Source organism: Flavobacterium sp. (assembly GCF_024305175.1).
Taxonomy (GTDB): Bacteria; Bacteroidota; Bacteroidia; order Flavobacteriales; family Flavobacteriaceae; genus Flavobacterium.
On sequence record NZ_JAMWYY010000071.1, the window covers coordinates 1 to 14,569 of the forward strand.

Consider the following 14,569-nt stretch of genomic DNA (forward strand, 5'->3'; position numbering starts at 1 on the left):
ATGGGAGCAACTAAAACGGACCACTTTACCGACAGCCAGAATCAACTTGCCATACTGGCCAAAGCTTTAGGGCATCCCGCCAGAATAGCTATCATTGAATATCTCCTTAAAGTTGAGGCTTGTATATGCGGTGATATTGTCAATGAGCTTCCTCTTGCGCAGCCTACCGTTTCCCAACACCTGAAGGAACTTAAGAGTGCCGGCCTCATCAAAGGCAATGTCGAGGGCAACGCTATCTGCTACTGCCTCGATGAATCCGGGTTCGAAAGGATAAAGGGATTTTTCCAGCATATAGCAGAACACCTGGACAAGAAAAACGCTGATTGCTGTTAATTTAAACTAAACACTATGAAACTATCCGACATTAAAAGCCACCTGAACAATATGGAAGCTTTAAGTTTTATGCTTCCTGATGGATCCTTTGTACCTGAAAACTTCCATGTTACGGAAATAGGCCTAATTACCAAAAACTTTATAGACTGCGGCGGCACTGTACGCCGCGAAACTGTTGTCAACTTCCAGTTATGGGAAGATGCCGGGGACGAAGACCACAGGCTAAAGCCCGGCAAGCTCCTAAATATTATTTCGCTTTCTGAAAAGGTGCTTGGGATTGAGGATTTCGAAATTGAAGTTGAATACCAAGACAGGACTATTGGAAAATATGATCTAAGCTTTGATGGAGAGAGCTTTCAATTGCTTAATAAACAGACAGCCTGTCTTGCATCTGACCAATGCGGGGCAAGTGACAAGAACAAAGTCAGCCTATCCCAAGTAGCCGGCAGTGATAATAATAGCTGTACTCCAGGAGGAGGCTGCTGCTAACAAATAAGCATATGTCAAAAAAATCAACCCTATTTCCCGAAATCGAAGCGCTGTCAGTCAAATTGGATTTTACTACAATATCCGGCGAGCGAAAAGAGATCCTCCAGCCGTTGGTAGACTTCATTCAAGCGAAGGCTGATGCCGGTGAGGACATCAGGCTGAACCTTATTTGCACCCATAATTCACGAAGGAGCCACTTGGCGCAAATATGGGCACAAGCCGCGGCACTTAATTATGATATACCAAAAGTCACATGTTACTCTGGTGGAACCGAGGCAACAGCGATGTATCCTAAGGTTGCGGAGACTCTGGCACAAGCAGGGTTTAAGATACAAATCCTCGCTTCAGGCAGCAATCCTGTTTATGCCGTTAAATATGCGGAGGATGAACATCCTGTAGTAGCCTTTTCAAAAACCTATTATGATGATTTTAATCCAGAGGGCGGCTTTGCAGCGATAATGACCTGCTCGCAGGCAGATGGAGGTTGCCCGTTTATCTCCGGTGCTGAAAAACGCATCGCCATAACCTATGATGATCCAAAAGCATTTGACGGTACTGCCCAACAGGCTGAAAAATACGGGGAGCGAAGCATCCAGATCGCCACCGAGATGTTCTATGTTTTTTCCAACATTAAGAAATAAATTATGTCTGTAGCGAATTGCGCCCCTGCATTAAATCGAAAGAAGCTTAGTTTCATTGACCGATACCTGACACTTTGGATTTTCCTTGCCATGGCAATAGGTGTAGCTGTTGGTTATCTTGTTCCTGACAGCAGCGACTTTATAAATTCTTTTTCAAGCGGAACTACTAATATTCCCCTAGCAATAGGATTGATCCTGATGATGTACCCGCCACTCGCAAAAGTGAATTACAGTAAGATGGGTGAAGTATTCACAAACACCAAAGTGCTGGGTGCCTCACTGCTTTTGAATTGGGTTATCGGCCCTATCCTTATGTTCGCTTTGGCCTTATTATTCCTCAATGGCTATCCTGAATATATGATAGGAGTTATCCTCATCGGTTTAGCACGTTGTATTGCAATGGTAGTTGTCTGGAATGACCTTGCCGATGGCAACCGTGAGTACGCAGCAGGCCTAATCGCGCTAAACAGTATTTTTCAAGTGTTGTTATATAGTGTCTATGCCTATATTTTTATCACCGTACTACCTCCCTACTTTGGATATGACGGTTTTGACGTGAATATCAGTATCGCTCAGATTGCGGAAAGTGTTGGAATTTACCTAGGTATTCCATTTGCTTTAGGCATTATCAGCCGATATGTCCTAATTAAAATAAAGGGTTCTACGTGGTTTCAAACTACATATGTGCCCCTCATTTCACCGATTACCCTTTTAGCGCTGCTCTTTACTATTATAGTGATGTTTAGTCTTAAAGGTAATCTCATTGTCCAAATACCTATGGATGTTGTTAGAATTGCTGTCCCTTTAGTAATTTATTTTACGATAATGTTCGTAATTAGCTTCTTTACTGGTCGCTTCTTCGGTGCGGATTATTCTAAAAGCACCTCGATAGCCTTTACTGCAACAGGCAATAACTTTGAATTGGCTATTGCAGTTGCGATAGGTGTATTCGGCCTAAATAGTGGGCAAGCCTTTGCAGGAGTTATCGGACCGCTGGTTGAAGTCCCCGCGCTGATTGCATTGGTTAATCTTGCATTTTGGTTTAGAAAAAAATTCTACGGTAAGCCTGTTCTTAACACACCATAAAATTATCTAAAAAATAAAGCCCACAATGCCGAAAGCCTTGCCAGTATTGTCAAATGCTCTTTAAAATTGTTCGAAAATTATCCCGGCAAGTCCACCCGCCTGAATGAGATTAGCAATCAATCTCTTAAGATTAACCTCTGAACCCCAACAGGACAGCCAAACCGCTAAAGTGAAAACTTATCTTACATAAAATAGGCTAATTTCTTCAAATCTTGCATAAAATGGTTTGAAATTTGTCCTGTTGGGGTCACAACTAAAGCCCTGAATTATCATTCAGGGCTTTTTTTATTTCAGTAATTAAATGGCGGTAATTCAATATTATTACCACTTATCTTATTGATATTTAAAAAATTAATTGGATTTACTACCATTTAATGATATTATATGTGTATCTTTGTTGACTATTGGTTTTCTGCCAATGCTCACTCTGATAAGCAAATTTGTTCATCTTGTAAAAAATTTGTCCTTTCTTACTCTTCAGTTTAGGCGTTTCAGCTGCCTTTTATTTAATTTAAACATTTACATTATGAACATTTATGTAGCAAACCTGGGTCAGGAGACCTCGGAAGAACAAGTACGCAATGCTTTTTCTAATTATGGTGAAGTAGAATCGGTAAAACTGATTACAGACCAGTTTACAGGACGCCTTAAGGGCTTTGGCTTTATTGAAATGCCAAACACCACTGAAGCTGAAGAAGCAATTAAAGAGCTTAACAACTCAAAATTCGACAACCAGTTTCTTGTAGTTAATGAGGCACGCCCAAAGGCTTCTAATATCGGTTATAGCTCTAACAACAAACGTTACTAATCAATAACTTTTTAGTATTAAGAATGGCTGATGCTATTCTTAATACTTCTACCATTGAATTTTTTATTCCGTATAAGCCTTTATTGTTTATTAAATTCATAAGGTACGCAGGTATAGCAATCTCTTGTACTATATCTGTCCTCTACTAAATTATTACCTTAATACATCCCCTTTTACTATAGCATATCTTAAAAGGTAAGAATTATAAAAAACAAAAAGCCATTACGGCATAAATCATTATATGACATTCGAAAATTTAAATATTACGGCTCCGATACTAAAAGCATTGAAGCAACAAAATTATAGTACCCCCACCCCTATACAACAACAGGCAATACCTGTAATACTCTCAGGGCAGGACCTTATTGGGTGTGCCCAGACGGGTACCGGTAAAACCGCCGCATTTGCAATACCTGTTTTACAGCAACTTGCCGGCAGGCCTGCAAAAAAAGCAAACTCAATACGTTCCCTTATAATTACCCCAACACGAGAGCTTGCCATACAAATAAGCGATAATATAGCCTGTTATGGCAAACATCTTAGCTTAAGGCACATTGCAATATATGGCGGTGTATCTCAGTTTCATCAGGTTAAAGCCCTAAAAAACGGTGTTGATATTCTTATTGCCACACCCGGAAGGCTTTTAGATTTAATGCAGCAAGGTTACATTGATCTTGGAAGCCTTGAAATTTTTGTACTGGATGAGGCCGACAGGATGCTGGATATGGGCTTTGTTCATGATGTAAAAAGGATCATAACCAAACTGCCGGCAAAAAGGCAAACATTGTTTTTCTCGGCAACCATGCCTGATCCTATACAGAAACTAGCTGACAGCCTGTTACAAAACCCGCAATATGTAAGTGTGGCACCGGTATCTTCCGCTGCAAAAACAGTTACACAAAGTGTATATTTTGTAGATAAAAGAGATAAAGAAAAATTACTATCATTTATACTGAGTGATAAAGGTATATCAAGATCTTTAGTATTTACACGAACTAAACATGGCGCCGATCAGCTTGTTAAGCTCCTTGCCAAACAAGGCATATTTGCGGCAGCCATACACGGTAATAAATCTCAGAACGCAAGGCAAAGGGCGTTGCACGGCTTTAAGGTAAATCAGTTGCGTGTGCTTGTAGCTACCGATATAGCCGCACGGGGTATTGACATTGATGAGTTGCCGCATGTAATTAACTATGACTTACCCGAAGTACCTGAAACGTATGTGCACAGAATTGGCCGTACCGGAAGGGGCGGTAATACAGGTACTGCTGTATCTTTTTGCGGCTCTGACGAGAAATCAGGATTAAGGAGCATCGAAAAGCTGATTGGCTTTAGGCTTCCTGTTTCTACTGTTTAGGCGATATGCACCTTCTGACACTAATATTAACATTGAAAACTACATATGTATGGCAGATTCCTTTTTTAAGAAAGAAAACAACAAGAAGAAAACTTTGATAAAGAAGCAAAAAGCACAAAAAAGACAGGATAGGAAAACAAGCAATAATAAAGGTAAAGGCTTTGACAGCATGATTGTTTATGTTGATAAGAACGGGCATTTTACCGATACTCCGCCTGAAATAAACAAACCTGAAGATAAATCATAATACAGATTCATCCGGTAAAATAATAAACTCCCTCACTAAATGTGCAGGGAGTTTATGTTTTATATATAAACGTTAAAGCTGTTACATTCCTGAAATTAAATAATATAAAGGGAAACCTATAGTTATATTTACAGGGAAAGTAACTCCCAAAGCCATAGGCAGGTATAAGCCCGGGTTAGCTTTAGGGGCTGCAATTTTCATAGCTGCGGGTACGGCAATATAAGATGCACTCGCGGCAAGGACTGCAAACACAAACCTGCTCGAAACATTATCGGTAACGATAGCGCTAAGGTATGCTGCCGCACAACCGTTAACAAGCGGTAGCACAACACCAAATGCAAAAGGGAACCATCCTTCCCTGAAAAGCGTGTTAAGTTTGCGACCGCTCACAATTCCCATATCGAGAAGGAAAATAGCAAGGAAACCTTTAAAAATATCGTTAGTAAAAGGCTTAATGCCCTGTGCCTGCTCAGCGCTTGCCATATAGCCAATTACCAGGCTGCCCATAATAAGCAGCACACTGCCATTGGTTAACGAGTGTGATATTACATTGCGCTTACTAACACTGCTTCCGTCCCTGTCAAAAATTGATATAAGCACAAGTCCTGCTATGATAGCGGGCGACTCCATAAGTGCCATAATGGCTACCATGTGCCCCTCCAGTTTCATACCATGCATTTCGAGGTAACTAACCGCCGTTACAAAAGTAACCGCGCTAACAGAGCCGTATGCCGCAGCAATGGCACCTGAATCGGCTATGCTGAATTTTTTCTTTAGTATAAAAAAAGTATAGAATGGTATTATTAAGGCCAGCAGCACCCCAAACAACATTGATAAAGCTATTTCGCTGTCAAAATGTTCGTGCGAAAGCTCCTGCCCTCCTTTAAAACCAATAGAGAAAAGAAGGTATAATGATATGAATTTTGATGAATTCTGGGGTATTTCAAGGTCGCTTTTAAGATAAACGGCTATAATGCCAAGGCAGAAAAAAAGCAATGCCGGGTTGGTAAGGTTTTCTGCTAATAATGATAAATCCATATTTGGGTTAGGTTGGGTAAATTATATTTCTACTTTTTTGAAGCTCTCGTAAGCCTGTCATTTATCGCGCTGCCAAGCCCTCTGTCAGGAAACCTTTCAGCAATTATAATATCGGTATTAATGCTGTCGGCATAATGCAGCGTACCATATAATTTAGCAGCCGCCTCTTCAAAATTTCCGCTCTCAGGCAAAATAATTTTCTTCTCGGCCACTAAGTCCCTGCACAATTTGCTATAGCCGATAACAACAGTGTTCAATCCCTGAAAATCAGCAAGAGCCTGTTTAATATTATCTGTAACAACAAGGGGCGTTCGGGGTGAATAATGCCTCGGGTACATACCCGGTGCCTTAGGTGTGTTGGTTGAAGCTGTTTTTACTGTAACATTACCTGTAACATCCTTTATTTGTGCTGCAGTAACAGCACCCTGCCTGTACACTACAGGAATCCCGTCTTCAAAACCTACAATGGTAGACTCTATACCTACACTGCATGCTCCGCCATCCAGTATGCAGGATATCCTGCCATCAAAATAATCGAGTACATGCCTTGCGCTTGTGGGGCTTATACGGCCGAAAGGATTGGCGCTGGGGGCGGCAACGGGCTGTTTAAGCTCGCGTAGTAACGATATGGTTACAGGGTGCGATGGTACCCTTACAGCTACCGTATCAAGCCCTGAAGTAACATTATCGGGTATAACTGTATTCTTTTTAAGCAGAATAGTGAGCGGGCCGGGCCAGAATGCCTCTGCAAGTTTATAGGCTGCTTCCGGAATATCAACTGCAATTTCTGGAAAAATTTCTGCCGAATGCGTGTGCACAATAAGAGGGTTCTCTAACGGCCTTTTTTTTATCCGGTAAATATCTTTAATGGCTTCCTGATTGTATATAATACCGGCAAGTCCGTAAACGGTTTCTGTGGGTATTGCCACTACCTTACCTGATTGTAACGCTGTGGCGGCTATATTTATATCTTTAGTTATCTGGGTGGTCATATCCTGTTATGGGTTACACATATCACAATACATAGGATCCTCATATTTTTTGTTATGAGGATAAAGTTCTTCTTTTGTATAGCTGCATTTACTGCAAGAATATACATATCTTAATACAGATGCCGTAGGGTAACGGCACTGCCCGCAAGGCAGGCCGGGCTCTGCTGCGGTAATATCAAAACCGGGGGTACTGCAATGGGGGCACAGCGAGCTTATTTTAGCAGCCAGTTTTCTGGCAGCGGTAGCAATAACCTCCATACGGGTTGGGTTATGCATAGCCCGCATATCGGTTTCTAAAAAAACACTGCCGTTTTGCGCTAACAGCCCGTCAAAAAGCGGGTAAAGCAAATCAGGGCTTGTAATGCCCTTTATCATACCCTCTGTACTGTGCTGTTGCTTTTTTACTATTACACCATGAGCGGGGAATTTAACACGGTTTAAAAAAGCATCAAGCTCTTCCCGGTTGTTTATTTCTGAAGCATTAAAATTTGTATTTAAAGAAAGTTCCCTTGCATAAATTTCAAGCCCGTCCTTCCTGTCAATAAACAGTAACAACTCATCATCGGCCGGAGCCATAAATATGGCCGGGTGCGGCCCGAAAGAGCCTTCACTGGCAATGGCAAGGTCACAGCCATATAAATCCATAGCTTCATGGCATTTTTTCCGGGCTGTGGTATAAGCATCATCTTTACGTTCTGTTTCGCCGGAAAAGGTGCCTAATGCATCCGTATCATACTTATCGGCAACAATGCATTTAACGCCCAGAGCTTCTTCAAAAACCGGGGCAATTACCTGTTCTTTCCTGTGCTTTGTTACAATAAGCAATGTGCGGTTGCTAAACATCAGCTTACGATAATTTCGGCCTTTATTGATATTGTAGCATCATTGCCAAGAGAAGCAAGTTGCTGCAGGAACCTTTCTTTTTCCTGCATAAGCTCTTCTTTGCGATTTATAGAATGCTCATCCGGTGAGCCTTTTTTAATTTCATGGCTAAAGCTTAGCCTGTTATGATACTGTATCTTATATTCAAGCAGGCTCGATACCACTTCGCGGGCATCATTTACAGAGAAGTCTCCTTCTATGAGTTTGTATTTATTTTCCATTAGCGGGTACATTTTTAAGCATTAAACAACACGAAAGTATAAGCATGGCAGGCTTTAATTCTGCCATTAAGGGGTTAAAAGAGGGCAGCAGTAAAGCTGCTGCCCCAATAGAAACAGAAATTAAAACCAACCCATTATCTGTTACTTTTATTCTTTTACTGGCCCTGCCCAAGAGAATATGCATCTTTTCCATCAAACTGGTACAGGTTTTCTGTTTTAACTACATCTATATTATTTTTATCAGCTTCTGCAAGCAGCGTTATAATATCCTGCTTGGTTATGTTATCGCCATTCTTATTCTTAAAGCGGCAACGCCAGTGGTCTGTACAAAAAGTTTCTTCAAAACCTTCGGGCCAAACTTTAATGCCCCTGTTTGTTATCATCGATAGCTTTATACTTTCACTCTCTACCGGCTTAAGCAGTGCTGCAAGCTCATCAGGGTTACTGCTGCCCCAGTGTACAAAAAGGTCTACACCTTTAAGGTCTTTTTTAGCAGGCTGCCTGCGCACATATTTAGGAAGCTTAATTGTTTCTCCCACCTTATAGCTTACCGGCTGTAATTTTTGTGGCTTGCTGCCCAGGTTAGCTATAACCGCTTCGGCAAATTCTTTGGTTCCTACCAGTTTGGTACTGGTTTCTTCTTTATACAGGTCGTAAGTATGTATACCTTCTTCTATTGTTTTAAGCCATGCATTCTGTACTTTTTCGGCAACATCGGGCTGCCCTATGTGGTTAAGCATTAGTATAGCACCCTGCAGTAAACCGGACGGGTTTGCCATGTTTTGTCCTGCCCTTCTTGGTGCAGAGCCGTGTATCGCTTCAAACATGGCACACTCCTCACCTATGTTAGATGATCCTGCAAGGCCTACAGAACCTGCAATTTGCGCTGCAATGTCCGAAAGCACATCGCCATACAGGTTTGGCATTACAATTACATCAAAAGCCTCGGGCGTATCGCTCATTTTTGCTGCCCCTATATCTATAATCCAGTGTTCATTTTCAATTTCAGGATACTCTGCTGCTATCTCATCAAACACCTGGTGAAACAAACCATCAGTCTGCTTCATGATGTTATCTTTTGTAAAACAGGTTACTTTTTTGCGCCCGTAAAGTTTGGCGTACTCAAAGGCATAACGTACAATTTTTTCACATCCCGGCCTGCTTATCAGCTTAAGGCACTGCACCACCTCATCTGTTTGCTGGTGCTCAATGCCTGCATAAAGGTCTTCTTCATTTTCGCGTATTATCACCAAATCCATGTCCGGATGCTTTGTCTTTACAAATGGCGAAAGGCTCATGCATGGGCGAACGTTGGCATACAGCCCCAAAAACTTACGGGTAGTCACGTTAAGACTCTTGTAGCCGCCACCCTGTGGTGTGGTTATGGGAGCTTTAAGGAAAACTTTGTTTCTCCTGATTACATCCCATGATTCTTTGGCAATACCAGCGGTATTACCTGATAAATAAACTTTTTCTCCTACTTCAATCTCTTCAATTTCAATCTGGGCTCCGGCAGCCATAATTATGCTTAACGTTGCATCCATAATTTCCGGGCCAATGCCGTCTCCTTTTGCTACAGTAATTTTTTTCTTACTCATTATTGAAAATTTTTGATTTGTACAGGGACAAAGTTATGGGGTGATATCTATAAATTTTTATTTATATTTGATATACTAATCATTAAAATAATTTATGAACTATACGCTAAACCAGTTGCAGATTTTCCTGAAAATTGCTGAAACACTTAGCATTACAAAAGCGGCAGAAGAGCTGCATCTTACACAACCGGCAGTATCTATACAGCTTAAGAATTTTCAGGCTCAGTTTGATATGCCGCTAACTGAGATTGTTGGAAGAAAAATTTATATAACCGAATTCGGGAAAGAAATTGCCGCTTCTGCCGGAAGGATTATAGAACAGGTTTATGCTATTAACTATAAAACGGCAGCCTATAAAGGACTTCTTACGGGTAGTATTAAAATATCGGTAGTATCAACCGGTAAATATGTAATGCCCTATTTCCTTGCAGATTTCCTTAAGCTGCACCCCGAAGTAGAACTGGTTATGGATGTTACCAACAAACGGGATGTGGTTGACAGCCTTAGCCGCAATGATGTTGATTTTTCTCTGGTATCGGTATTACCGCCAAAACTGGAAATTGAGAAAATGGAACTGCTTAAAAACAAGCTCTACCTGGTTGGGAACACAGAGCGCCATTTCCCTGAAGTTAATACTATAGAAATCTTTAAAGAACTCCCTCTGATTTTCAGGGAAGATGGCTCAGGGACACTGCAAACCATGATGAATTATCTTGACCGCAACAATATCCGCTTCCTGAAAAAAATGGAACTAAAATCGAACGAGGCGGTTAAGCAGGCTATTATTTCCGGTATGGGTTATTCGGTTATGCCACTTATAGGATTGCGCAACGAATTGCTGAACAAAGACCTGCAGATTATTAATGTGAAAGGATTACCCATTACCACACAATGGACACTTATATGGATGAAGGGCAAGAACCACTCACCTGCCGCTACTGCCTATCTCGAATATCTTAATGAGCACAGGCAGCGTATTATAGCTGAAACATTTCACTGGTATGAGCAGTATTAACTGTAACAAATTATGCATATCAACTACTTATTAGTATTAAATTTACAGTATGTTTTCGGTTAAAAGTATTTACAGATACGGCAATAGTGACATACGCCTCTCTGACGTGCAGCAGTTTGAGGGTACAACTACCTTTACCCCATTCTCTGCAAAGTTTGTAATGGCGGGCAAGGAGGTTTACCACTCCGGACGCAAAAAAACAGAAGTTACCGGGAACATGTATCTTTTAGGCAATGCTGCCGCAGAATCATCTATAACTATAGACAGCTATATACCCGTAAAAGGAATATGCATAGACCTTGCACCCGAGCTTATTGATGAAGTGACTGGATATCATTTTAACCATGATGCTGACAACTTAATTTTAAATGGTAAGGAGGCTTATACTAAATATAGCACTGCCAATACCTGTCTGGGCACAGCGTTTACCCGCCTGCAGCCTTTGCTAAACCATACTGCCACCAAAACAGAAGAACTGTTTTACATGCTGGCTGAATGCATGGTGAAAGACCGCATTGATATTAACAACCGTGTAAACAGCCTTAATGCTGTAAAGGAAGAAACAAGACTAAGGCTGTATAATTTTATAAACGACTCCCGAAATTATATAGACTCTCACTTTCTTGATGATATAACTTTGCAAACACTTGCCGAAGAAGCAAAAATATCAAGCTACCATTTTATACGGCTGTTCAAAAAAGCATTTGGGCTATCGCCTTACCAATACATCCTTAAAAAGCGGCTTTCTTTTGCCGATGAGTTACTTAAAGAAGGCAGTAGTGTTACCGAAACCGCTTATCTTTCGGGCTTTGCCGATATAGCCAGTTTTAGCAAAGCATATAAAAAACAATATGGGGTAGCGCCAACTTTCCGGTTTAAACAAATTAGCAATTTTTGACAAACAAACACTTTGAGGCATCTGTACTTTTACATTGATAATATTTATATTATGATGTATAACAGATTTTTACACATTGCTTTTATCCTCTTTGGGTGTTACAAGCTTATATTTAGCGAAGAAAAAGAGGATGCCCTGATTTATTTTGGAATTGCACCTGCTTTTGACCCTTTTGATACCAAACAGGCATGGAATGAAAAGCCCGTATGGCAAAAAGCCATACTGCTTTTAGAAGTTACAACCGCAATGACACTGATTGTTTTATCCCTCATCAACTTTTTTAAATAAAAATAAACCATGATAAAGAAATTATTTACATTATTATTTTTAGCATTCTTCAACTTGTTGGCTGCGCAGCAACTGCAATGGAAAAAACTTGATACAGAGCCTTATGCGGGCAAACAGGATGATATAAGCTTCATCAACAAAAACGAAGGCTGGTATGTAAACGGTTACGGTAAAATATTTAAAACCACTGATGGTGGCCAAACATGGCAAAAACTACTGGAACAGAAAGGCTCTTTTTTCAGGACTATTGCCTTTATAGATAATAAAACAGGTTTTGCAGGAACAGTTGGTACTGATTATTTTCCTAATGTTACCGATACTATACCGCTTTATAAAACTACTGATGGCGGCCAAACATGGAAACCGGTAGCTTATAAAGGCCCTTATGTAAAAGGATTGTGTGCAATAGATATTGTAAAGGAACAGTATATTAACCACGGTAAAATAGACTATAAATATCATATTTATGCTGTTGGCCGTGTGGGCAGCCCTGCCAACATTATGATATCGCATGACGGGGGCGAGACATGGACATCTAAAAGCCTTGATGATTACTGCAAAATGTTGTTTGATATTAAAATGTTTGATAAAAATAACGGCATTGCCTGTGCTGCCACCAATGCAGACATTACACAGTCTAACGCGCTTATATTAAAAACTGCTGATGGCGGATTAACCTGGAAAAAAGTGTACCAGTCGGAAAGGCCTTTTGAAACTACTTGGAAGGTATCATTCCCAACACCCCAAACAGGTTATGTTACCATACAATCTTATAACCCTAACCCTGATGTAAAACAGCAGCGTGTTGCTAAAACTACAGATGGCGGAAACACGTGGCAGGAAATAAACCTTGTGGAAGATGCCGGGGCACGGGAGTTTGGTGTAGGGTTTATAGACGAAAATCACGGATATGTAGGAACAATGAGGAGCGGATATGAAACACTTGATGGCGGCAAAACGTGGAAACCCATAGATTTAGGTACTGCCTGCAACAAAATAAGGATATATAAAGAAGATAAACAGCTATACGGCTATTCTATTGGCGTTAATGTTTTTAAGTTAGAGTAGTAAATTTCAGTGTGTGTAAATTAGTTTAGTTAGTATACAGCAATAGCGACTTCTATTGCTGTATTTATTTCATGTATTCTTTATCAGCCTGTTAAGATTTTAGCTACCTTTCCTGTCTGCAACAACAGCCAAACGACTAATTATAAATGATAGACTATGAAGGAATTTCTTGAGGCACACATACGGAAACGGCTGGGTGAAAATCCGGAGAATCTTGATTTTGTATTAGACCATTTTGAACCTGTAACTGTTGCCAAAAATGAAATGATACTTAAAAGCGGCAAAACATGTAACCATATCTATTTTATTGTTAGCGGCTGCCTGCAGGTTTTTGTTTATGATGATGACATGAATGAAAACATCAGGGATCTGATCATAGAAGATAACTGGTGCAGCGAGCTGCACAGCTTTACCACCGGAAACCCGGCTAATGAAAATATAAAAGCTATTGAACCATGCCAGCTTTTATGCATAAGTAAAAGCAACTTTGCTTTACTGGTACAAAAAGTGCCTCAATTTAATGTTGCCTACCAACAAATCCTGGAGCAGTCATATCTTAACTCGGTTTACAGGATAAATACCTTTGTTTCAATGAGTGCGCTGGATAGGCTTAAATGGCTGATGCAAAACCGCCCTTACCTTTTAAACAGGATTTCGAGTAAAACACTCGCCTCCTATCTTGGTATAAACAAAGATGTTTTCAGCAGGCTGAAGTCTAAACTGTAAAGTGTAGACTTTTGTCATCTTTTTTGATTAAAGGTTTAGGCAATTTTGCCTTATAAACTTTAAATCTTATAACGATGAAAGAATTTATCCTGATTTTTAGAAATGCAAGTGCCGAAAACGGTTACCTGGCAACACCAGAAGACATGGCCGCAGAAATGCCGCAATGGCAGGCGTGGATTGGTAATATTGCCTTACAGGGCAAACTAATATCTACTGCGCCTGTGCAGTATGATGCAAAAGTGGTTCATCATGGTGGTGAAATTACAGGTACACCTTATAAAGAAGCCAATACCGTATTGGTTTCGGGTTACCTGATATGCAAGGCAGAAAATATGGAAGAAGCCCAAAGCTGGGCTAAAGACTGCCCTATACTCAAATATCCGGAAAGCAGCGTAGAGATAAGGCCCCTAATACAATTCCCTTTAAATTAAGATATAATGGAACGTATCTTAAAACTGGGGCGGTATATATTTCCGTTATCCTTCCTGATATACGTAGGGCTGCATATTTCCAAACCGGATGTTGGCGCTGATTTTGTTCCCGATTATTTGCCGTTTCCATACTTTTGGAATTATTTTACGATGGTTTGCATCCTTGCATTTATAGTAAGTGCGGTTACAGCAAAATATGATAAGCTTGCCTATACATTGATGGCACTTTATGTATTGCTGATGGCATTACTGGTTCACCTGCCACGGGCTACGGGGCTGGAAAGCATTACTACTGCCATGACAGAAAATACTGCAAAAGAACAGGAACTCGAAATGGTTAATTTCTTTAGGAATATCCTGGTTTTTGGAGCTTTGCTTGGCTTTGCAGCATATGTAGCCAAAGACAAAAGGTATTTTAAAAATTAGTGACAGTGCTGTTTCGATACTGAAA

General features: G+C 40.5%; 19 protein-coding genes. 14 read left to right on the forward strand and 5 right to left on the reverse strand.

What is annotated here, in order from left to right; all coding sequences use genetic code 11:
• From Q0K96_RS13240 to Q0K96_RS13270, 7 genes are all read left to right on the forward strand, one after another.
• The coding region (locus Q0K96_RS13240; protein ID WP_297334458.1) for a metalloregulator ArsR/SmtB family transcription factor at positions 1-333 on the forward strand (333 nt) is incomplete at its 5' end.
• Positions 334-348: 15 nt separating this feature from the next.
• On the forward strand, positions 349-822 hold the full coding sequence (locus tag Q0K96_RS13245) for a DUF6428 family protein (RefSeq protein ID WP_297334459.1): 474 nt from the start codon (positions 349-351) through the stop codon (positions 820-822).
• A gap of 11 nt (positions 823-833) precedes the next feature.
• Positions 834-1,463: a protein-tyrosine-phosphatase gene (locus tag Q0K96_RS13250; RefSeq protein ID WP_297334460.1), complete on the forward strand. Its 630-nt coding sequence runs from the start codon at positions 834-836 to the stop codon at positions 1,461-1,463.
• A 3-nt stretch (positions 1,464-1,466) separates the two neighbouring features.
• Entirely contained in the window at positions 1,467-2,549 is a 1,083-nt protein-coding gene (arsB, locus tag Q0K96_RS13255; RefSeq protein ID WP_297334461.1) for an ACR3 family arsenite efflux transporter, read from the forward strand.
• A gap of 526 nt (positions 2,550-3,075) precedes the next feature.
• Positions 3,076-3,357 carry an RNA-binding protein gene (locus Q0K96_RS13260; protein ID WP_297334462.1) on the forward strand — a complete coding sequence of 94 codons (282 nt, stop codon included), beginning with the start codon at positions 3,076-3,078 and terminating at the stop codon, positions 3,355-3,357.
• Between the two features lie 241 nt (positions 3,358-3,598).
• Positions 3,599-4,714, forward strand: a complete 1,116-nt coding sequence (locus Q0K96_RS13265; protein ID WP_297334463.1) for a DEAD/DEAH box helicase — start codon at positions 3,599-3,601, stop codon at positions 4,712-4,714.
• 49 nt (positions 4,715-4,763) lie between these two features.
• Entirely contained in the window at positions 4,764-4,961 is a 198-nt protein-coding gene (locus tag Q0K96_RS13270) for a hypothetical protein (protein WP_297334464.1), read from the forward strand.
• A gap of 81 nt (positions 4,962-5,042) precedes the next feature.
• On the opposite strand, the gene Q0K96_RS13275 is transcribed toward Q0K96_RS13270, so the two are convergent.
• From Q0K96_RS13275 to Q0K96_RS13295, 5 genes are all read right to left on the reverse strand, one after another.
• Positions 5,043-5,999 carry a sodium-dependent bicarbonate transport family permease gene (locus Q0K96_RS13275; RefSeq protein WP_297334465.1) on the reverse strand — a complete coding sequence of 319 codons (957 nt, stop codon included), beginning with the start codon at positions 5,997-5,999 and terminating at the stop codon, positions 5,043-5,045.
• A gap of 29 nt (positions 6,000-6,028) precedes the next feature.
• Positions 6,029-6,991, reverse strand: coding sequence for an L-threonylcarbamoyladenylate synthase (locus tag Q0K96_RS13280; protein WP_297334466.1), 963 nt, complete (start codon positions 6,989-6,991; stop codon positions 6,029-6,031).
• Between the two features lie 6 nt (positions 6,992-6,997).
• Entirely contained in the window at positions 6,998-7,834 is an 837-nt protein-coding gene (locus tag Q0K96_RS13285) for a DUF6671 family protein (protein WP_297334467.1), read from the reverse strand.
• Positions 7,834-8,094 carry a hypothetical protein gene (locus tag Q0K96_RS13290; protein WP_297334468.1) on the reverse strand — a complete coding sequence of 87 codons (261 nt, stop codon included), beginning with the start codon at positions 8,092-8,094 and terminating at the stop codon, positions 7,834-7,836. Before Q0K96_RS13290 ends, Q0K96_RS13285 begins: the two co-directional genes overlap by 1 nt.
• 155 nt (positions 8,095-8,249) lie before the next feature.
• Positions 8,250-9,692, reverse strand: a complete 1,443-nt coding sequence (locus tag Q0K96_RS13295) for an NADP-dependent isocitrate dehydrogenase (RefSeq protein WP_297334469.1) — start codon at positions 9,690-9,692, stop codon at positions 8,250-8,252.
• A gap of 94 nt (positions 9,693-9,786) precedes the next feature.
• Between Q0K96_RS13295 and Q0K96_RS13300 the strand changes: the two genes are divergently transcribed.
• From Q0K96_RS13300 to Q0K96_RS13330, 7 genes are all read left to right on the forward strand, one after another.
• On the forward strand, positions 9,787-10,707 hold the full coding sequence (locus tag Q0K96_RS13300) for a LysR family transcriptional regulator (protein WP_297334470.1): 921 nt from the start codon (positions 9,787-9,789) through the stop codon (positions 10,705-10,707).
• Positions 10,708-10,756: 49 nt separating this feature from the next.
• Positions 10,757-11,605 (forward strand): AraC family transcriptional regulator, encoded by an 849-nt coding sequence (locus Q0K96_RS13305; protein WP_297334471.1) that lies wholly within the window; start codon positions 10,757-10,759, stop codon positions 11,603-11,605.
• Between the two features lie 51 nt (positions 11,606-11,656).
• Positions 11,657-11,893: a hypothetical protein gene (locus Q0K96_RS13310; RefSeq protein ID WP_297334472.1), complete on the forward strand. Its 237-nt coding sequence runs from the start codon at positions 11,657-11,659 to the stop codon at positions 11,891-11,893.
• Between the two features lie 9 nt (positions 11,894-11,902).
• Positions 11,903-12,961, forward strand: a complete 1,059-nt coding sequence (locus Q0K96_RS13315; RefSeq protein WP_297334473.1) for a hypothetical protein — start codon at positions 11,903-11,905, stop codon at positions 12,959-12,961.
• A 156-nt stretch (positions 12,962-13,117) separates the two neighbouring features.
• A complete protein-coding gene (locus Q0K96_RS13320) occupies positions 13,118-13,687 on the forward strand; it encodes a cyclic nucleotide-binding domain-containing protein (protein ID WP_297334474.1) in 570 nt (189 codons plus the stop codon).
• A gap of 74 nt (positions 13,688-13,761) precedes the next feature.
• Positions 13,762-14,118, forward strand: coding sequence for a YciI family protein (locus Q0K96_RS13325; RefSeq protein ID WP_297334475.1), 357 nt, complete (start codon positions 13,762-13,764; stop codon positions 14,116-14,118).
• Positions 14,119-14,124: 6 nt separating this feature from the next.
• The gene (locus tag Q0K96_RS13330; protein WP_297334476.1) at positions 14,125-14,544 is read left to right on the forward strand and encodes a hypothetical protein; all 420 of its coding nucleotides are present in this window, start codon (positions 14,125-14,127) and stop codon (positions 14,542-14,544) included.
• Positions 14,545-14,569: the final 25 nt, after the last annotated feature.